This is a genomic window from Pseudomonas sp. ACM7, from assembly GCF_004136015.1.
GTDB lineage: Bacteria > Pseudomonadota > Gammaproteobacteria > Pseudomonadales > Pseudomonadaceae > Aquipseudomonas > Aquipseudomonas frigoris.
Genome location: NZ_CP024866.1, coordinates 3,014,510 through 3,033,158 on the forward strand (window position 1 = coordinate 3,014,510; position 18,649 = coordinate 3,033,158).

The following is an 18,649-nucleotide window of genomic DNA, read 5'->3' on the forward strand; positions in this document are numbered from 1 at the left end:
CGACCCCGAGCCATGCTCAATACGCTGCGCAAGATCGTCCAGGAAGTTAACTCCGCCAAGGATCTCAAGGCGGCGTTGGGGATTATTGTGTTGCGCGTCAAAGAGGCCATGGGCAGCCAGGTCTGCTCGGTCTACCTGCTTGACCCTGAGACCAACCGCTTCGTGCTGATGGCCACCGAGGGCTTGAACAAGCGCTCGATCGGCAAAGTCAGCATGGCACCCAACGAAGGTCTGGTTGGCCTGGTCGGCACGCGTGAAGAACCCCTGAACCTCGAAAACGCCGCGGATCACCCGCGTTACCGCTACTTCGCCGAGACCGGTGAAGAGCGCTACGCCTCATTCCTCGGGGCACCGATCATTCACCACCGCCGCGTCGTCGGCGTGTTGGTCATTCAGCAAAAAGAACGTCGCCAGTTCGATGAAGGTGAAGAAGCCTTCCTCGTGACCATGAGCGCGCAGCTCGCCGGCGTTATCGCCCACGCCGAGGCCACTGGTTCGATCCGGGGTCTGGGTCGTCAGGGCAAAGGCATTCAGGAAGCCAAGTTCATCGGCGTACCGGGTTCGCCGGGTGCGGCGGTCGGTACCGCGGTGGTCATGTTGCCGCCGGCCGATCTGGACGTGGTGCCCGACAAGACCATTACCGACATCGCCGCCGAACTCGGGCTGTTCAAGACTGCCATCGAAGGCGTGCGCGCCGACATGCGTGCCTTGTCCGCCAAGCTCGCGAACCAGTTGCGGCCTGAAGAACGCGCGCTGTTCGATGTCTACTTGATGATGCTCGACGATGCGTCGTTGGGCAGCGAAATCACCACCGTGATCAAGACCGGTCAGTGGGCCCAGGGCGCGTTGCGTCAGGTGGTCACCGAACACGTCAACCGTTTCGAATTGATGGACGATGCCTACCTGCGTGAGCGCGCGTCGGACGTCAAAGACCTTGGTCGCCGCTTGCTGGCTTACTTGCAGGAAGAACGTCAACAGACCCTGGTCTACCCCGACAACACCATCCTGATCAGCGAAGAACTGACGCCGGCAATGCTCGGCGAGGTGCCGGAAGGCAAGCTGGTCGGTCTGGTGTCGGTACTCGGTTCCGGCAACTCCCACGTGGCGATCCTGGCGCGCGCCATGGGTATCCCGACGGTGATGGGCCTGGTCGACCTGCCGTATTCGAAAGTCGACGGCATCCAGATGATCGTCGACGGCTACCACGGCGAGGTCTACACCAACCCCAGCGAAGTGTTGCGCAAGCAGTTCGCCGAAGTGGTCGAGGAAGAGAAACAACTGGCCCTCGGGCTGGATGCACTGCGGGACTTGCCGTGCGTGACCCTCGATGGCCACCGCATGCCGCTGTGGGTCAACACCGGCCTGCTGGCGGACGTGGCGCGGGCGCAGAAGCGTGGCGCTGAAGGCGTCGGTCTGTACCGCACCGAAGTGCCGTTCATGATCAACCAGCGCTTCCCGAGTGAAAAAGAGCAACTGGCGATTTATCGCGAGCAGCTCGCCGCGTTCCACCCGCAACCGGTGACGATGCGCAGCCTGGACATCGGTGGCGACAAATCGCTGTCGTACTTCCCGATCAAGGAAGACAACCCGTTCCTCGGCTGGCGCGGCATTCGCGTCACGCTCGATCACCCGGAAATTTTCCTGGTGCAGACCCGCGCCATGCTCAAGGCCAGCGAAGGCTTGAACAACCTGCGGATTCTGCTGCCGATGATCTCCGGCACTCACGAACTGGAAGAAGCCCTGCACCTGATTCACCGGGCCTGGGGCGAAGTCCGCGACGAAGGCTGCGACGTGCCTATGCCGCCGATCGGCGTGATGATCGAAATTCCGGCGGCGGTTTATCAGACCAAGGAACTGGCGCGGCAAGTGGACTTCCTGTCGGTCGGCTCCAACGACCTGACCCAGTACCTGTTGGCGGTGGACCGAAACAACCCGCGTGTAGCCGACCTCTACGACTACCTGCACCCAGCGGTGCTGCAAGCCCTTCAGAGCGTAGTGCGTGACGCTCATGCCGAAGGTAAGCCAGTGAGTATCTGCGGTGAGATGGCTGGCGATCCGGCGGCGGCGGTGCTGTTGATGGCGATGGGCTTCGACAGCCTGTCGATGAACGCCACCAACTTGCCGAAAGTGAAGTGGATGTTGCGTCAGATCAACCTGAGCAAGGCCAAGGAGTTGCTCGCGGAGCTGATGACCATCGACAACCCGCAAGTTATCCACAGCTCGCTGCAATTGGCGCTGAAGAACCTTGGGTTGGCGCGGATGATTAATCCGGCTTCGGCCAAGACCCTCTAAACGCTGATGGCCCCATCGCGAGCAAGCTCGCTCCCACATTGGATTTGTGATCGACGCAAATCCCCTGTGGGAGCGAGCTTGCTCGCGATGGGGCCAGCCCTGACAACACCAATCTAAACCCTGATCTCCACTTCCCCCAAATGCCCCCCATACGGCCCAAAACTCCGTTCAACCATCCACCGCGTCCCATCCGCCTGAACAATCAACGCCGTACTCGCTCGCGTCCCATAAGTCGGACTGGCAATAAACACACTCGACAGCAATGTCTCGGTGGCCAACCCGACCCCGGTATCCGGCAGTTCGGCAAACGGTGCCGTCTGCGGATCATTCAGCAACGCCAATAAAGCCTGAGGTTGCGGATCGCCCAGCACTTCCTCCAGCGCTGCCCGCGCCTTGAGCAGTTTCGGCCACGGCGTATCCAGCCAGGCGTTCGACAGCCCATAAACACCAGGCTGCAGCATCACCGCCTCAGTCTCCCGGGCATTGAAGTGCCACAGTTCGTTGGCATTACCGATCAGCAGGTTAAACCCGGCATATTCCAGCGAACGTCCGACAACGTCCGCAAAGTAGTCATCTATCGACATGTCGCCGGTCAGGAATCGCGCCACCAGTTCGCCTCGCGACTTGCGCGCGGGCGGCTGATGCGGATCGCGGATATTGGTCAGCGCGGCGAAGCGTCCATGGGCGCCAACACCGAGCCAGGTGCCGCCGGCCTCCAGATCGCGACCGGCATGCACGTGTGGTGCTTCGGGCCATTGCGCCAAGGGCAGGCTGGGCCGGGCATAGAATTCGTCGCGGTTGGCCGCCACGATCAGCGGCTGGGCGTGACCTGGTCGCCAAGCGAAAACAATCAGGCACATAAGGTAGTCCTTGTGTGTTTTCTGCCCACTCTACTCAGTCATCGTGTGGGTATCCATCGCCATCCAGTGGAGCTTGAGGCCATGCATCCGTTACCATGCCGCTCTCATTTGGGGATGCGCATGGAATTTCTGCTCTATCTGGCGCTCGGCGCCTGTGCAGGTGTACTGGCCGGGCTGTTCGGGGTCGGCGGCGGGATCATTATCGTTCCGGTGCTGGTCTACAGTTTCAAGCTGCAAGGGTTCGATCCGTCGATTCTCACGCACCTGGCGGTCGGCACGTCCCTGGCGACAATCATATTTACCTCGGTCAATGCGATCCGCGAACATCATCGCCGCGGTGCCGTGCGTTGGCCGATTTTTGCCTGGATGACCCTCGGTATTCTCATCGGCGCCGGTTTTGGGGCGCTGACGGCGGAGGCGATTTCCGGGCCCAACCTGCAGAAAATCATTGGTGTCTTCGCCTTGGTCATCGCCGCGCAACTGGCACTGGATTTCAAACCCAAGGCTTCTCGAACGGTGCCGGGTAAAGTCGGTCTGACCGTGGCCGGCAGTGTGATTGGCTGGGCCTCGGCGATTTTCGGGATTGGCGGCGGTTCGCTGACGGTGCCGTTCCTGACCTGGCGCAGCGTACCGATGCAGCAAGCGGTGGCGACTTCTTCCGCCTGCGGCCTGCCGATTGCCTTGTCCAGTGCATTATTTTTCATGATTCTGGGCTGGCACGATCCATTGCTGCCGGCCCATAGTCTCGGTTTTGTTTATTTGCCGGCGTTGCTGGGGATCGCCCTGACCAGCATGTTCTTCGCCCGCCTCGGCGCACGACTGGCCCACAGCCTGTCGCCGAAGTTGCTGAAAAGACTGTTCGCCGCTTTGCTGTTCTGCGTGGGCCTGAATTTCCTGCTCTGACGCAGCGCAATCCTGACTTAATCCTGGCGTGACAGCGTCGCCCGGGAATTTTAAAGGTTTCAACTCTAACGAGGAGTCGCAATGCTGCCTTACCCGCAGATCGACCCGGTGGCATTGGCCATCGGTCCGCTGAAAATCCACTGGTACGGCTTGATGTACCTGATCGGCATCGGCGGCGCCTGGCTGCTGGCGTCGCGCCGGTTGAACCGCTTCGACCCGACCTGGAGTAAAGAGAAACTCTCCGACATGGTGTTCTGGATGTCGATGGGGGTCATTGTCGGCGGCCGCTTGGGCTATGTGCTGTTTTACGATCTGAGTGCTTACATCGCCAACCCGTTGTTGATCTTTGAAGTGTGGAAGGGCGGCATGTCGTTCCACGGCGGGTTCATCGGCGTGATGTTGGCCGCGTTGTGGTTTGGTAAAAAGAACGGCAAGTCGTTCTTCCAGCTGATGGACTTCGTCGCACCGATGGTGCCGATCGGTCTGGGCGCCGGACGTATTGGCAACTTCATCAACGCCGAGTTGTGGGGCAAGGCAACCGATGTGCCGTGGGCGATGATCTTCCCGACCGATCCGGCGCAACTGGCGCGTCACCCGTCGCAGCTGTACCAGTTCGCGCTCGAAGGCGTGGCGCTGTTCGCCATTCTCTGGTTGTTCTCGCGCAAGCCGCGGCCGACCATGGCGGTGTCCGGGATGTTCGCGCTGTTCTATGGCATCTTCCGTTTCATCGTCGAATTCGTCCGCGTACCGGACGCGCAACTGGGCTATCTGGCCTGGAACTGGCTGACCATGGGTCAGGTACTGTGCGTACCGATGATCGTCGGCGGTCTGTTCCTGATCTGGCTGGCGTATCACCGTGCACCGGCGGCTCCAGCGGCGGCTGTATAAATTCGAACCCCGGGGCGACGGTCCCGGGTTCAAGGACACAGGTAACTCATGAAGCAATATCTCGAACTGGTCGCCCACGTCATCAAGAACGGCACCAAACAGGCCAACCGCACCGGCGTGAACACCATCAGCTTCCCTGGCGCGATGCTGCGTTATGACCTGAAGGAAGGTTTCCCGGCGATCACCACGCGCAAGATGGCCTTCAAATCGGCCATCGGCGAGATGTGTGGTTTTCTGCGCGGGGTGAACAACGCCGCCGAATTCCGTGCGCTGGGTTGCAAGGTCTGGGATCAGAACGCCAACGAAAACGCCCAGTGGCTGGCCAACCCGTTCCGTCAGGGCGAAGACGACCTCGGCGAGATCTACGGCGTGCAATGGCGCAAATGGCCGGCGTACAAGCAGATTCCGGTCAGCAACCAGGCCGCCATCGAACAGACCCTGAGTCAGGGCTACCGCCAAATCGCCGAAGGTGAAGAAGACGGTCAAGCCTACGTGGTGCTGTACAAGGCGATCGACCAGATCCGCCAGTGCGTCGACACCATCATCAAAGACCCGGGCAGCCGCCGCATCCTGTTCCACGGCTGGAACGTCGCCCAGCTCGATGAAATGGCCCTGCCGCCGTGCCACTTGCTGTACCAGTTCCACCCGAATGTGGAGACCAAAGAAATCTCTTTGACTCTGTACATCCGCTCCAACGACCTGGGCCTGGGCACGCCGTTCAACCTCACCGAAGGCGCCGCGCTGCTGAGCCTGATCGGTCACCTGACCGGCTACACGCCGCGCTGGTTCACCTATTTCATCGGTGATGCCCACGTCTACGAAAACCATTTGGACATGCTGAATGAACAGCTCAAGCGCGAGCCGTTCCCGATGCCGAAACTGGTGATTAGTGATCGTGTGCCGGAGTTTGCCAAGACGGGTGTTTATCAGCCGGAGTGGCTGGAGTTGATCGAGCCGAGCGATTTCTCGCTGGAAGGCTACGAGCACCACGCGCCGATGACCGCGCCGATGGCGGTTTAAGCCTTAACACCGACCAAATGTGGGAGCGGGCTTGCTCGCGAAAGCGGTATGCCAGTCGACATCATCGTTGACTGACACGACGCATTCGCGAGCAAGCCCGCTCCCACATTTGATTTTCGGTGTTTTTAGTGGCCGTGACTGCGGCCAACATGGGAATGCTCCACCTCCGTCGCCACAACCCCGCCGTTCACTTCAAGCCGCTGCAAAATCCCGCACTGATCAATATCCGGCCCCTCGCCACAACGTTGGCGCAGGTCGAGTAGTTGTGTCTGCAACGCCATCAACCCATCGATCCGCGCCTTCACGTGATGAATGTGCTCGTCAATCAACGCATTCACGCTTTCGCACTGATCCTGCGGACTGTCACGCAGGGCCAGCAGGCTGCGGATTTCCTCAAGCGTCATGTCGAGGGTGCGGCAGTTGCGGATGAAGGTCAGGCGCTCGGCGTGGGCCTGGGTGTAGACGCGGTAGTTGCCGTCGCTACGGGCCGGCTCCGGCAGCAGATTTTCGCGCTCGTAGTAGCGAATGGTTTCCACGGCGCAGTCGGTGAGTTTGGCCAGTTCTCCGATCTTCATGACGGCAATCTCCAAAAGGGTGCTTGACCCTATAGTGGCTACAGGGTCTTTACTTGGCAACAGGCACCTTTCCGGACGCGACCCAATGAGCGATTCCCTTCACACGCACAAACCCGAGGCTGATCACGATCACGATCACGATCACGATCACGATCACGATCACAGCCACAAGCTGCAGCCTGTACAGAAGCATGACCATGGCAGCCACGAGGATTCCTGCTGTTCGTCCAAAGTGGCGGCACCGTCGCTGATCAAACTCAGCGAAACGCCGACAGCCGGTGCGCGACTGAGCAGCTTCCGCATCGATGCCATGGATTGCCCGACCGAGCAGACACTGATCGAGAACAAACTCGGCAAACTCGTGGGCGTGCAGCAACTGGAGTTCAACCTGATCAACCGCGTGTTGGGCGTCACCCATGACCTGCCGAGCACTGCTCCGATCATCGACGCCATCAAGTCCCTCGGCATGCAGGCCGAGCCGATAGAGCAGGGCGCTGAACCGTCAGCACCGGCTCCCGAGAAAAAGCCCTGGTGGCCCTTGGCGCTGTCGGGTATTGGTGCGCTGGCCGCCGAAGTGATCCACTTCACCAACGCTGCGCCGAACTGGGTTGTGGCGGTCATCGCGCTGATCTCGATCCTCAGCGGCGGCCTCGGCACCTATAAAAAGGGCTGGATCGCGCTTAAAAACCTCAACCTGAACATCAACGCGCTGATGAGCATCGCGGTGACCGGCGCGATCCTGATCGGTCAGTGGCCGGAAGCGGCGATGGTGATGTTCCTGTTCACCGTGGCCGAGTTGATCGAAGCCAAGTCTCTGGACCGGGCACGCAACGCCATCGGCGGTCTGATGCAGATGACCCCGGAACAAGCCACGGTGCAGCAGGTCGACGGCAGTTGGATTGAGCGGGATGTTAAAACCATCGAGTTGGGTGCGCGGGTGCGGGTGCGTCCCGGTGAGCGAATCGGCCTGGACGGTGAAGTGGTTTCGGGCAGTTCGACCATCGATCAGGCGCCGATCACCGGTGAAAGCCTGCCGGTGGAGAAGACCATCGGCGATAAAGTCTTCGCCGGCACCATCAACCAGGCCGGTTCCCTGGAGTACTCAGTAACCGCAGCGGCCAACAACTCGACACTGGCACGAATCATCCACGCCGTGGAACAGGCCCAAGGCGCGCGGGCACCGACCCAGCGTTTCGTCGACAGCTTCTCGAAAATCTACACCCCGGCGGTGTTCATCCTGGCCCTCGCCGTCGCTGTGATTCCGCCACTGTTCATGGGCGCCGTATGGTTCGACTGGATCTACCGGGCGTTGGTGTTGCTGGTGGTTGCCTGCCCATGTGCGCTGGTGATTTCCACCCCGGTGACCATCGTCAGCGGCCTCGCGGCGGCGGCGCGCAAAGGGATTCTGGTGAAGGGCGGCGTTTATCTGGAGGGCGGTTACAAGCTCGATTACCTGGCGTTGGACAAGACCGGCACGATCACGCACGGCAAACCGGTGCAGACCGATTACCTGTCGCTTGATCCAACCGCTGACGCATCAGCCCCGGCGATTGCTGCTGCGCTGGCCAGTCGCTCCGATCACCCAGTGTCCTTGGCCATTGCCAACGCGGCTGTGGATAAACAACTCGCACCGCTGATTGTGGATAACTTTGCGGCGCTGGCCGGTCGCGGTGTACGCGGCGAAATCAATGGTCAGGTTTACCACTTGGGTAATCACCGTTTAGTGGAAGAACTGAACCTGTGCTCGCCTGCACTGGAGGAAAAGCTGTTCGCGCTGGAGAAACAGGGCAAGTCCGTGGTGCTGCTGCTCGACAAATCCGGCCCATTGGCGCTGTTTGCCGTGGCCGACACCGTGAAAGAGTCCAGCCGCGAGGCGATCCAGCAACTGCACGACTTGGGCATCAAAACCCTGATGCTGACCGGCGACAACGTCCACACCGCTCAGGCGATTGCCGCGCAAGTCGGCATCGACGAGGCCAAGGGCGATCTGCTGCCGACCGACAAGCTGCAAGCCATCGAAGCCCTTTATGCACAGGGCCATATCGTCGGCATGGTCGGTGACGGTATTAACGACGCCCCGGCACTGGCGCGGGCCGAGATCGGTTTTGCCATGGCGGCGGCGGGCACCGATACTGCCATCGAGACCGCCGATGTCGCCCTGATGGACGACGATCTGCGCAAGATCCCGACCTTCATCCGGCTGTCACGACAAACCTCAAGCATCCTCAAACAGAACATTGCCCTGGCATTGGTCATCAAAGCGATCTTTCTTGGGGTAACCTTCGCCGGGATCGCCACCATGTGGATGGCGGTGTTCGCCGACATGGGCGTGAGCCTGTTGGTGGTGTTTAACGGTTTGCGCTTATTGCGCAAATAGACGATGAGGAAAGGGTGTGCTGAGTGCCGAGCTGAAGGCGTTTTACATGGTTGCCCGCTTGGGCAGCATTACCCTGGCGGCGAAAAAACTCGGCCTGAGCCAACCCACGGTGACCACGCAGATTCGCAATCTGGAAAGCCAGTACTCGGTTGAGCTGTTCTACCGTGGCGGCCGCCGCCTCAGCGTCAGCGATGAAGGTGCGCGGCTGTTGCCGATGGTCAAGGCGCTGTTGCAGCAGGAAGCCGACATCGAGTTTTTCCTGCGTAATAGCGGACAGGTCCAAGGCACGTTGCGTATCGCCGCGACCGCGCCGTATTACATCCTCGATCTGGTGAAGACCTTTCGCGAGCGCTTGCCGCAAGTTGAAGTGTCGGTGGAAATCGGCAACTCCCAGCAGGTGCTTGAAGCGCTGGAGGATTACCGGGTGGATGTCGCGGCGTCGTCGCAGTTGCTCGACGATGCGCGGCTGATTCGCCGGGTGCTCGGCAGCGATCCGCTGGTGCTGGCGGTGCATCGCAATCATCCGTTGGCGGTCCACGACCATGTGCCGCTCAGTGCGTTGGCCGGGCATACGTTATTGATGCGCGAATCGGGTTCGACCACTCGACGTCTGACCGAGGAATTGCTGGCCAGCGCCGGGGTGAGTTCCGGGCCGCTCCTGGAAATTGGCAGCCGTGAGTCGATCCGTGAGGCGGTGTTGCGCAATATCGGCATCAGCATCATTGCCCGACAGGAAGTGCCGCATGATCCACAACTGCGCGTGCTGACCATCGAGAATGCGCCGCAGATTCCCGAGTATTTGTACTGCCTCAAAGAGCGAAAAGGCGCGCGGCTGCCGGCGGCGTTTCTGGGGTTGGCGCAGGAAATGGCTCCGGTCTGAGAGTTGCGCTGACTGTGCGGGCCTCTTCGCGAGCAAGCCCGCTCCCACAGGGGGAACGCATTCCAAAATGTGGGAGCGGGCTTGCTCGCGAAGGCGCCAGACCAGACAACCCATAACTCCAACCCAAATCCTTGAATACCACTATCAGCCATTTTTGCCTCACTGCCACATGTCGGACGCATTACAAATCTAGGATGGCCTTCATCTGCTTGATGAGGCCTGTCCATGAACCACTCGATCGCAACTGCCCTGACCAACCCCGGCGCGCCGATGAAAGTGCGCGGGGTGCAGAAACGCTTCGGCGCCTTCACCGCGCTGGATAACGTTTCCCTTGACGTGGCGGCCGGTGAACTGGTGTGCCTGCTCGGTCCGTCGGGTTGTGGCAAAACCACCTTGCTGCGTTGCATCGCCGGTCTGGAGAAACAAGACAGTGGCGAGTTGTACCTCGGCAATCGCGACGTTTCCCACCTGGCGCCCCAGGCTCGGGACTACGGCATTCTGTTTCAGTCCTACGCGCTGTTCCCCAATCTTACCGTCGAAGCGAACATCGCCTACGGCCTCGCCGGCAGTGGTCGCGATGAAGTGCGCAAGCGTGTCGGTCAGATGCTGGAGCTGGTCGGCCTGATCGGCAGTGAGAAAAAGTACCCCGGCCAATTGTCCGGCGGCCAACAGCAACGTGTCGCACTGGCTCGGGCCTTGGCGCCGGCACCTTCGTTGCTGCTGCTGGACGAACCGATGTCGGCCCTCGACGCCCGGGTCCGCGAGCATCTGTGCACCGAACTGCGCCAAATGCAGCGCAACCTCGGCATCACCACCCTGATGGTCACCCACAATCAGGACGAAGCCATGCTGATGGCCGACCGCATCGCCGTGATGAACAACGGCAAGGTCGAGCAATACGCCACGCCGCAGGAAATCTACGACCGCCCGGCGACGCCGTTTGTGGCGGAGTTCGTCGGCCAGGGCAACTGGCTGCCATTCCAGCGCAGCAGCGACAGCCACGCCCAGGTCGGCGGGATGAACATGCGCCTGGCCGACGGCAGCGCCAAAACCGCGTCCGGACGTTTGTTCTGCCGCCCGGAAGCGATCAGCGTCAACCCGCCCGTACATGAAGAAAACCTGTTCTCGGCCAAGGTTCGCGAAATCACCTTCCTCGGCAACCGCTGCCGCATGAGCTTCGAACTCGATCAATTACCGGGTCATGCGCTGCTGGCGGAACTGGCGCCGGAAGCCATGCCGCGCCTCGGCGCGCAACAGATCATGGTCGCCTTGCCACCGCGCAGCCTGCAGGTGTTTGCCTGATGAGCGCGAACCTCGCGCTGCCGATACCGCACAAGCAGGTTCGGCAGACCTCCCGTGCCGAGATTGGCGACCGGGTGTTTGTGGTCGGGGGCAAGGCCCTGTTGTTGGTGTTGCTCGGCGTTGCGGTACTGATGCCGTTGCTGGCGATCTTCTGGCGCGGTTTCAGCTCTGAAGCCGGGCAGGGCGGCGGTCTGGTGGCCGCCCGTGAATTGGTGACCAGTGCCAATTTTCACTGGTTGCTCGGCAATAGCCTGAAAGTTTCCCTCAGCGTTGCGGCGATTGTCGTACCGCTGGCCTACCTGTTTGCCTACGCCCTGCAACGCACATTGATACCGGGCAAAGGCATCTGGCGTGGGATGTCGCTGTTGCCACTGATGGCGCCGTCGATGTTGCCGGGCATTGCGCTGGTTTATCTGTTCGGCAACCAGGGCATGTTGCGCGGTTTGCTCTCGGACAACATTTACGGCTTCTGGGGCATTGTTCTGGGTGAGGTCATCTACACCTTCCCACACGCGCTGATGATTCTGCTGTCGGCCCTGTCGCTGGCGGATGCGCGACTCTTCGATGCCGCCTCCAGCATGGGCGCCAGTCCGGCGAAAGCCTTTCGCAGCATCACTTGGCCGGCAACCCGTCAGGCCGTGTTCGCGGCGTTCTGCCTGGTGTTCACCCTGACCATCACCGATTTCGGCGTGCCCGTAGTGGTCGGTGGCGATTATCAGGTGCTGGCGCTGGAAGCCTACAAAGCCGTGGTCGGCCAACAACAGTTCGGTCGCGGCGCGTTGATCGGCATGGTCCTGCTGCTGCCGGCGCTGTTCAGTTTTGGGGTCGACGCCTGGCTGCGTCGGCGTCACGGCGATTCCATGAGCGGTCGGGCGCAGGTCTTTCAACCGGCGCCGTCGAAACTGCGGGACGGCTGCTACCTGGCCATCGTGCTGCTGATCTGCGCGGTGTTGCTGCTGGTGTTCGGCATGGCGGTGTATTCGTCACTGGTGAAATTCTGGCCGTACAACCTGTCGCTGTCGCTCAACCATTACCAGTTCAACGACACGGCGGGTGGCGGCTGGCTGGCCTACGGCAACAGCGTGAAGATGGCGTTGTGCACGGCGTTGATCGGTAGCGTGCTGATCTTTACCGGCGCTTATCTGATGGAAAAAACCAAGGGCCAGCGCGGGCTGAATCTGACACTGCGCATGCTCAGTTTCGTACCGATGGCGGTACCGGGTCTGGTGCTGGGCCTGGGTTACGTCTTTTTCTTCAACCTCAGCGGCAACCCGCTGCATGTGCTCTACGGGACCATGACCCTGCTGGTGGTGTGCACCATTGCTCACTATTTGACCACCGCGCAAATGACCGCGACCACGGCGCTGCGCCAACTCGACGCCGAGTTCGAAGCCGCCGCGCTGTCGCTCAAGGCGCCGCTGTATCGGCATTACCTGCGCGTCACCGTGCCGATCTGCCTGCCGGCGCTGCTGGACATCGTGCGTTACCTGTTCGTCTCGGCCATGACCACTGTCTCGGCGGCGATCTTCCTCTACAGCCCCGACACCATCCTCGCGGCGGTGGCGGTGCTGAACATGGATGACGCCGGCAACGTCGGCGGCGCGGCGGCGATGTCGACTTTGATTCTGTTCACCTCGGCGGGCGTGTCCCTGTTGCTGGCCTGGGCCTCGCGCGGTTTGTTGCGCCGCTCCCAGGCCTGGCGGCAGACCGCGCCTGGTCATTGATTCAACCCCTCAACTCAAACAGGAAAAGATCATGTTCAAGCCTATGGCCCTGGCCGCTGCTGTCCTCACCGCTTTCAGCCTGAACGCCTTCGCGGCGAAAACCGAGTTGACGGTGTACACCGCCCTCGAAGCCGAACAACTGAAGACCTACAAAGAAGCCTTCGAAAAGGCCAACCCGGACGTCGAGATCAAGTGGGTACGCGACTCCACCGGCATCATCACCGCCAAACTGCTGGCCGAAAAAGCCCGCCCGCAGGCTGATGCGGTGTGGGGCCTGGCCGCTTCGAGCCTGGCGATCCTCGACCAGCAAGGCATGCTGCAAAGTTACGCGCCGAAGGACCTGGGCAAGATCGGCGGCAACTACCGCGACGCCGCCAACCCGCCGGCCTGGGTCGGCATGGACGTCTGGGCTGCGACCATTTGCTTCAACACTGTCGAAGCCGAAAAGCAGGGCCTGAGCAAACCCGTGAGCTGGCAGGACCTGACCAAGCCTGAGTACAAAGGCAAAATCGTCATGCCCAACCCGGCGTCGTCCGGCACCGGTTTCCTCGACGTCAGCGCCTGGCTGCAAACCTTCGGCGAGAAGCAGGGCTGGCAGTACATGGACGACCTGCACCAGAACATCGGCCAGTACGTTCACTCCGGTTCCAAGCCGTGCAAACTGGCGGCGGCGGGTGAATTCCCGATCGGCATTTCCTTTGAATACCCGGCTGTTCAGTTGAAGCGCCAAGGCGCGCCGCTGGACATCATCCTGCCGAAAGAAGGTCTGGGCTGGGAGATCGAAGCCACCGCCGTGATCAAGGGCACACCGCACGAGGATGCCGCAAAGAAACTGGCTGACTTCTCTGCCAGCCCGGCGGCGATGGAGCTTTATAAAGAGAACTTCGCCGTCCTCGCGCAACCGGGTATCGCCAAGCCGCAAACCGAATTGCCGGCGGATTATGAGCAGCGTTTGATCAAGAACGACTTTGCCTGGGCGTCGAAGAATCGCGATGAAATCCTGACCGAATGGCGCAAGCGCTATGACGGCAAGTCCGAGAAAGTGGCTGCCAAGTAAGATCTTCATCGGCTGACAGGGCCCCTTCGCGAGCAAGCCCGCTCCCACATTTGGAATGCGTTCCCCTGTGGGAGCGGGCTTGCTCGCGAAGGCGGCTTCGAACTTTGGACACCTCTTCATGACACAACACAACGACATGCTGATCGTCGGCGCCGGTATCCTCGGCCTGTCCCACGCCTACGCCGCCGCCAAGCGCGGTCTGAAAGTCACCGTTTTCGAACGCAGCGAAACGCCTTTGGGTGCCTCGGTACGAAACTTCGGTCAGGCACTGGTCACCGGCCAACCACCGGGCCTGATGCTCGAACTGGCCAAAGCCAGCCGCGAGATCTGGGGCCAATGGGCCCAACTCGCCGGTCTGCAACTCAAGCGCAACGGCTCGTACCTGTTTGCCCGCACCGAAGCCGAAGAACACCTGCTGGAAGCCTTCTGCGCCGGTCGCGCTGTGGAGCACGGTTACCGCGTCGACCTGTTGCGCGGCGCTGCATTGCGTGACGTATACGGCGGCCAGTTCAGCCATCATCGCGCCGCATTGCACGGAATGGACGATCAGCAACTGTATTCGCGCGAAGCGATTCCGGCGTTGATCGACTACCTGCACCGCGAACTTGGCGTCGCGTTTCACTTCTCCACCCTGGTGCGCGACATCGAGCCCGGCCGCTTGCACAGCACCGCCGGATCCTTCAGTGCCGAACAGATCATCGTCTGTTCCGGCCACGATTATCAGACGCTGCTGGCCGAGCTAATCGCCGAGCTCAACCCGCAAATCTGCCGCCTGCAAATGCTCCGCGCTCGACCGCAAATCAACCTCAACCTGCAACACGCGTTGCTCACCGGTCTGAGCTGCGTGCACTACGGCGCCTTCGCCGATCTGCCGGAAGCAGCGGCGGTGCAGGCGCAGATTCTGCGAGAGGAACCGCATCTGCATGAAAACGGCATTCACCTGCTGATCAGCCCGACGCCGTATGGTGAATTGATCATCGGCGACTCCCACCATTACGGCAGCGACCCGTCGCCGTTCAACGCCGAGCAGGTGGACAACTGGATGATTGAACTGGCCGAGCAGACGTTGGGTTGCAAGGTGCAAGTGGTGGAACGCTGGCAGGGTGTCTATGGTTCGCGGGGACCGGGGCCATTCTCGTTTCTGCGTCCGATGCCGGGTGTGAGCGTGGCACTGATGCACACCGGTGTCGGCATGAGCGTCGGGCCGGCGATGGCTGAACGCAACGTAGCGACGTTGTTGGGAGAGCGTTGATGGACCGCAATGAGCAAGTGATCGCCGAGGTGTTCGCGTTATACGAGCGCTTTGGCGACAGCGATTACATTGGCGAGCCGGTGTCGCAGATCGAGCACATGTCACAGGCCGCCGAACTGGCCATGGCCGAGGGCTTCGATGACGAAGTGGTGCTGGCCGCGTTCTTCCACGACATCGGGCATATCTGCGCCGAGAGCGCCGAGACCATGGGCGGCTTCGGCGTGGTCAGTCACGAACGGTTGGGCGCGGATTACTTACGTCGCGCAGGTTTCAGCGAGCGCTTGGCGCGGCTTGTGGAATACCACGTTCAGGCCAAGCGTTATCTGACGCTGAAAGAGCCTGGGTATTACGAGAGATTGAGCGAAGCCAGTCGCTGCACTCTGGAATATCAGGGCGGAGTGATGACCGCTGAAGAGGCTGAAGCTTTCGAGCAGGATCCGTTATGTGCGGTGAGTTTGCGGATGCGTCAGTGGGATGAGCAGGCCAAGGAAATGGCGGTGCCGGTGATTGATCTTCGTCTCTTGAAAGAAAAGGCGTTGCGCCTATTGGTGGCTTAATGCAAATGAACCGAGGTGCGGCCTTCGCGAGCAAGCCCGCTCCCACATTAGATCCGTGTCATACACAAATATTGGGTCACTGAAAATCAAATGTGGGAGCGGGCTTGCTCGCGAAGGGGCCGCCCCAACACCCCAGACCTAAAGCTGCTGCGCCAATACCTCAACCTGCTCTTGCCTTTCCGCCTGATTCAACTTCGGATGCGGATCAAGCGACGACCACTGCGGATGCGCCCGCGCCTTGTTCAGTGCCTCGGGCAGTTTGCCTTCGCGCCAGGATTTGTCCTGGGGCGTGGCGACCTGAATGCTGTCCATCGCCGCATGCCCTCGCGCATTAAGCGCTAGCAGCAGTTGCCGCTGACGCAACGCCAATAGCCGCAGCACGCCGTCATCGACGGTCAGCTCTCGCTGGCCTTTGATCTTGCCCATTAACCGGCTGCCATAACTGCGCGCGGTTTGCAGGGCGCCGCCGGCAATTGCGCCGGCGAGTGCCGCTGCGCCAAGGGTCAACCCGCCCACCAACAAGTCGACCCCGGCCCCGGCTGCCGCGCCGGCCGCGATACCGCCACCGACTCGCACGCCGAGCTGTTTCAGGGTTTCCGGGTTGAACAGGTCGTCACCCCAGCGGCCATCGAGCAATGGCAGATCACTGGTCGCCGCGTCCTGTGGGCGGAAGGCATAGAGCTTGAGCAGCGCTTCGACGCAGCGTTGTTCCCGTTGTCGAACCGCTTTGCGCAGTTCGTTGATGGCCTGCTGTTCTTGCTCGGCTTCGCTGACCACGCTGCGTCGGCACGCGGCGCAGTCGATCAATAATTCGGCAATCAGCCGCGCCGCACTCTGTTGCCGGGCCTGGCGTTGGGCTTGCTGATCGGCGATCAGGCGTTCCAGTTGCGGGCGGGCGTTTTCCAGCAGCAGTGCGAGGCTTTCATACAGTCGACGTTCGCCATCCTCCGGCGGTGCGACGCTGTCGAAACGCACCAAGGCGTGCAAGCCCAGACGTGCCAACGCTTCGCGCCAATCCGGCTCGCGGTGGTTGGCGCTGCTGACAAAGTTCAGCACCGGCAGCAGCGGTTTGCCGCAGCTGGCCAACACTTCCAGTTCGTCGCGGTACTTGGCCAACACCGGTTCCCGGGCGTCGATCACGTAGAGACCGGCGTCGCAGGTCAGCAGTTGCCGCAGCACCTTGGCTTCCTGTTCGAAGCGCTGCCGGGCTTCGCTGCCTTCAAGGAATCGCGCCAGTCGTGCCGGGCCGTCGAGGCGTTCGCCGGGGCGTTCCAGACGCTCGAGGTAGTCGAGCAGGGCGATGGCGTCTTCCAGACCGGGGGTGTCGTAGAGGTCGAGCAAGGGCTCGCCGTCTACCGACAACCGTGCACCTTCCACGTGCCGAGTGGTGCTGGGGCGATGAGAGACTTCGCCGAAGCCGACATCTCGGGTCAGCGTTCGCAGCAATGAGGTTTTGCCGACGTTGGTGTGGCCGACCACGGCGAGCTTCAAGGGCGGTTTCCAGGGGTTAGTCATGACCGCTCTCCAGCCAGTTCAACGGCGCGCAATCGGCGAACGGCAAGTCCAGCTGTTGCAGCGCCACGTGCCAGTCGCCCAGCCTTTCGGCGTCCAGCGCTTCGCCTGGCGGTGCTTGCAGCAACCAGACACGGGTAGCGCTGGCGCTGCGGGCCAGTTCGGCGATCAGTGCCAGACTGCCGCGGTCCGGCGACCGTCGTGGATCGCAGGCAATGGCCAATCGGGCCGGGGGGAAGCGGCTCAGCTGTTCGAGAAGTTTGTTGCGCGATTCGCGACTGTCGAGAATCCCGGCGTTGCCCACGGTTTTGGGTAATTGCGGCGGCCATGGACGTTGATCGTCCAGCTCGATGGCGACCAACAACGCGCCATCGCTTTGCAGGTCGCTCACGTCGCTTTCAATACGGTGCAGTTGCTCTGGCGCCGCGTCGCTGATGCCCAGGCGTTCACTGGTGGGCATCAGCCGTTCGCGCAGTTGGGCATAACCGGGCAGGTTCAAATCCAGACGCAATGCCGCTTGCCCGGTTTTCCAGCGCCACAGGCAGAACAGCGCCAGCAACAGTCGCGGCAAAACACCGTAGACCACCAGTACACCGACCAGCCATGTTGCCCAGGCCTGACGGGCGCTTTCGATGTTGAGCGCGGCATCGCCGCTGGCGCGGATCATTTCCACGGTCGGAACGTTGAAACCAAGCATGGCCGGCAGGGCGCCGAGGGCTTGAGTCATGGCGACGAAGGTGTCGCCGCCGAGGAGCGTGGTTTCCCAGACGAAGCCGTAACGCCGGGTCGCCATCAGCAACAACAGCATCACCAGCGCGCTGAGCATCGCCAGCAACCACAAGCCGTTGACCAGTACGCCGACCGCCCAGCGATTGAGTTTCTGTCGTTGCAGCAAGAGCAGCAGGGCCGGGGCCAGTTGCGCCGCTTTGGCATCGCGAGCGAGTTTTTCGCTGAGCCATAACCATATGCGGCCGAGGGTGGCCCCGTGTTCGCCAGCGAAGGCCAGGCCCAACGCCCAGCTCAGCAAAAGAATCAGGTTCAGTCCGAGCAAACTGCCCAAGGCCCAGAACACATTGACCGGGGGTTGTCCGTCGCCCAGCGCGGCAATCGCCAGGCCGGCGCCGCTGGCGACGGCGAGAACAGCCAGCACCAACAGTGCCAGCCGCGAACCTTGCAGCCAATGTTTGAGGGCGCTGGTCAGTCCATCGCGCTCGGCCAGCCACAGAGCACGGCGTTGAATGCGTGTCGGCAGATCGCCGCCCGCGCTGCGGGCCATTCGGTTGGCTTCCAGATCATCCAGGGGACCGGCGTGTTCTTCGCGCAGGCGCACCGTCTCGGTCAGCCAGAGGTTTTGCAGTGGAGTCAGTTCAGTCACGCGGCATCCCGTCGCTCAATTGAACGGTGAGCATAACCGCTGTGGCGCTTATCGGGGTACGGGAGGCTCTGGTAT

General features: G+C 61.4%; 15 protein-coding genes. 11 read left to right on the top strand and 4 right to left on the bottom strand.

The features are described from left to right. The first annotated feature begins 12 nt into the window (after positions 1–12). Positions 13–2,292 carry a phosphoenolpyruvate--protein phosphotransferase gene (ptsP, locus tag CUN63_RS14135; RefSeq protein ID WP_033060547.1) on the top strand — a complete coding sequence of 760 codons (2,280 nt, stop codon included), beginning with the start codon at positions 13–15 and terminating at the stop codon, positions 2,290–2,292. Positions 2,293–2,405: 113 nt separating this feature from the next. Here ptsP and CUN63_RS14140 read toward each other — a convergent pair whose 3' ends face one another. Further along, entirely contained in the window at positions 2,406–3,152 is a 747-nt protein-coding gene (locus tag CUN63_RS14140) for an NRDE family protein (RefSeq protein WP_129440257.1), read from the bottom strand. Positions 3,153–3,272: 120 nt separating this feature from the next. Between CUN63_RS14140 and CUN63_RS14145 the strand changes: the two genes are divergently transcribed. The 3 genes from CUN63_RS14145 (at position 3,273) to CUN63_RS14155 (ending at position 5,963) form a co-directional block, all read left to right on the top strand. Next, the gene (locus tag CUN63_RS14145; RefSeq protein WP_033060544.1) at positions 3,273–4,055 is read left to right on the top strand and encodes a sulfite exporter TauE/SafE family protein; all 783 of its coding nucleotides are present in this window, start codon (positions 3,273–3,275) and stop codon (positions 4,053–4,055) included. Positions 4,056–4,136: 81 nt separating this feature from the next. After that, entirely contained in the window at positions 4,137–4,943 is an 807-nt protein-coding gene (gene lgt, locus CUN63_RS14150; RefSeq protein WP_129440258.1) for a prolipoprotein diacylglyceryl transferase, read from the top strand. 48 nt (positions 4,944–4,991) lie between these two features. Further along, positions 4,992–5,963 (top strand): thymidylate synthase, encoded by a 972-nt coding sequence (locus CUN63_RS14155; protein WP_129440260.1) that lies wholly within the window; start codon positions 4,992–4,994, stop codon positions 5,961–5,963. A 125-nt stretch (positions 5,964–6,088) separates the two neighbouring features. On the opposite strand, the gene cadR is transcribed toward CUN63_RS14155, so the two are convergent. Continuing rightward, positions 6,089–6,538: a Cd(II)/Pb(II)-responsive transcriptional regulator gene (gene cadR / locus CUN63_RS14165; protein ID WP_129440262.1), complete on the bottom strand. Its 450-nt coding sequence runs from the start codon at positions 6,536–6,538 to the stop codon at positions 6,089–6,091. Between the two features lie 85 nt (positions 6,539–6,623). Here cadR and CUN63_RS14170 point away from each other — a divergent pair, with 85 nt between their 5' ends. The 7 genes from CUN63_RS14170 to CUN63_RS14200 all read left to right on the top strand — a co-directional run bounded on the left by CUN63_RS14170 (position 6,624) and on the right by CUN63_RS14200 (position 15,687). Continuing rightward, on the top strand, positions 6,624–8,915 hold the full coding sequence (locus CUN63_RS14170; protein WP_129440264.1) for a heavy metal translocating P-type ATPase: 2,292 nt from the start codon (positions 6,624–6,626) through the stop codon (positions 8,913–8,915). 16 nt (positions 8,916–8,931) lie between these two features. After that, positions 8,932–9,795: a LysR family transcriptional regulator gene (locus CUN63_RS14175; protein ID WP_129440266.1), complete on the top strand. Its 864-nt coding sequence runs from the start codon at positions 8,932–8,934 to the stop codon at positions 9,793–9,795. A gap of 225 nt (positions 9,796–10,020) precedes the next feature. Beyond that, on the top strand, positions 10,021–11,097 hold the full coding sequence (locus CUN63_RS14180) for a putative 2-aminoethylphosphonate ABC transporter ATP-binding protein (protein ID WP_129440268.1): 1,077 nt from the start codon (positions 10,021–10,023) through the stop codon (positions 11,095–11,097). Next, positions 11,097–12,821 carry a putative 2-aminoethylphosphonate ABC transporter permease subunit gene (locus CUN63_RS14185; RefSeq protein ID WP_129440270.1) on the top strand — a complete coding sequence of 575 codons (1,725 nt, stop codon included), beginning with the start codon at positions 11,097–11,099 and terminating at the stop codon, positions 12,819–12,821. The genes CUN63_RS14180 and CUN63_RS14185 overlap by 1 nt, the downstream gene beginning before the upstream one ends. Before the next feature lie 31 nt (positions 12,822–12,852). After that, entirely contained in the window at positions 12,853–13,878 is a 1,026-nt protein-coding gene (locus CUN63_RS14190) for a putative 2-aminoethylphosphonate ABC transporter substrate-binding protein (RefSeq protein WP_129440272.1), read from the top strand. A 118-nt stretch (positions 13,879–13,996) separates the two neighbouring features. Further along, positions 13,997–15,130, top strand: a complete 1,134-nt coding sequence (locus CUN63_RS14195) for a TIGR03364 family FAD-dependent oxidoreductase (protein ID WP_129440274.1) — start codon at positions 13,997–13,999, stop codon at positions 15,128–15,130. Further along, positions 15,130–15,687 carry a phosphonate degradation HD-domain oxygenase gene (locus tag CUN63_RS14200; RefSeq protein WP_129440276.1) on the top strand — a complete coding sequence of 186 codons (558 nt, stop codon included), beginning with the start codon at positions 15,130–15,132 and terminating at the stop codon, positions 15,685–15,687. The genes CUN63_RS14195 and CUN63_RS14200 overlap by 1 nt, the downstream gene beginning before the upstream one ends. A 138-nt stretch (positions 15,688–15,825) precedes the next feature. Here CUN63_RS14200 and CUN63_RS14205 read toward each other — a convergent pair whose 3' ends face one another. Both CUN63_RS14205 and CUN63_RS14210 read right to left on the bottom strand, forming a co-directional pair. Further along, entirely contained in the window at positions 15,826–17,202 is a 1,377-nt protein-coding gene (locus CUN63_RS14205) for a GTPase/DUF3482 domain-containing protein (protein WP_129440278.1), read from the bottom strand. Then, the gene (locus tag CUN63_RS14210; protein ID WP_129440280.1) at positions 17,195–18,574 is read right to left on the bottom strand and encodes a DUF2868 domain-containing protein; all 1,380 of its coding nucleotides are present in this window, start codon (positions 18,572–18,574) and stop codon (positions 17,195–17,197) included. Before CUN63_RS14210 ends, CUN63_RS14205 begins: the two co-directional genes overlap by 8 nt. Positions 18,575–18,649 lie beyond the last annotated feature (75 nt).

Bases quoted from the DNA above. Each gene is read 5' to 3' on its own strand.
- CUN63_RS14190 (WP_129440272.1), top strand. From the start codon at position 12,853: ATGTTCAAGCCTATGGCCCTGGCCGCTGCTGTCCTCACCGCTTTCAGC.
- ptsP (WP_033060547.1), top strand. From the start codon at position 13: ATGCTCAATACGCTGCGCAAGATCGTCCAGGAAGTTAACTCCGCCAAG.
- CUN63_RS14200 (WP_129440276.1), top strand. From the start codon at position 15,130: ATGGACCGCAATGAGCAAGTGATCGCCGAGGTGTTCGCGTTATACGAG.
- CUN63_RS14145 (WP_033060544.1), top strand. From the start codon at position 3,273: ATGGAATTTCTGCTCTATCTGGCGCTCGGCGCCTGTGCAGGTGTACTG.
- CUN63_RS14140 (WP_129440257.1), bottom strand. From the start codon at position 3,152: ATGTGCCTGATTGTTTTCGCTTGGCGACCAGGTCACGCCCAGCCGCTG.
- CUN63_RS14170 (WP_129440264.1), top strand. From the start codon at position 6,624: ATGAGCGATTCCCTTCACACGCACAAACCCGAGGCTGATCACGATCAC.
- CUN63_RS14185 (WP_129440270.1), top strand. From the start codon at position 11,097: ATGAGCGCGAACCTCGCGCTGCCGATACCGCACAAGCAGGTTCGGCAG.
- CUN63_RS14195 (WP_129440274.1), top strand. From the start codon at position 13,997: ATGACACAACACAACGACATGCTGATCGTCGGCGCCGGTATCCTCGGC.
- CUN63_RS14205 (WP_129440278.1), bottom strand. From the start codon at position 17,202: ATGACTAACCCCTGGAAACCGCCCTTGAAGCTCGCCGTGGTCGGCCAC.
- CUN63_RS14155 (WP_129440260.1), top strand. From the start codon at position 4,992: ATGAAGCAATATCTCGAACTGGTCGCCCACGTCATCAAGAACGGCACC.
- cadR (WP_129440262.1), bottom strand. From the start codon at position 6,538: ATGAAGATCGGAGAACTGGCCAAACTCACCGACTGCGCCGTGGAAACC.
- lgt (WP_129440258.1), top strand. From the start codon at position 4,137: ATGCTGCCTTACCCGCAGATCGACCCGGTGGCATTGGCCATCGGTCCG.
- CUN63_RS14180 (WP_129440268.1), top strand. From the start codon at position 10,021: ATGAACCACTCGATCGCAACTGCCCTGACCAACCCCGGCGCGCCGATG.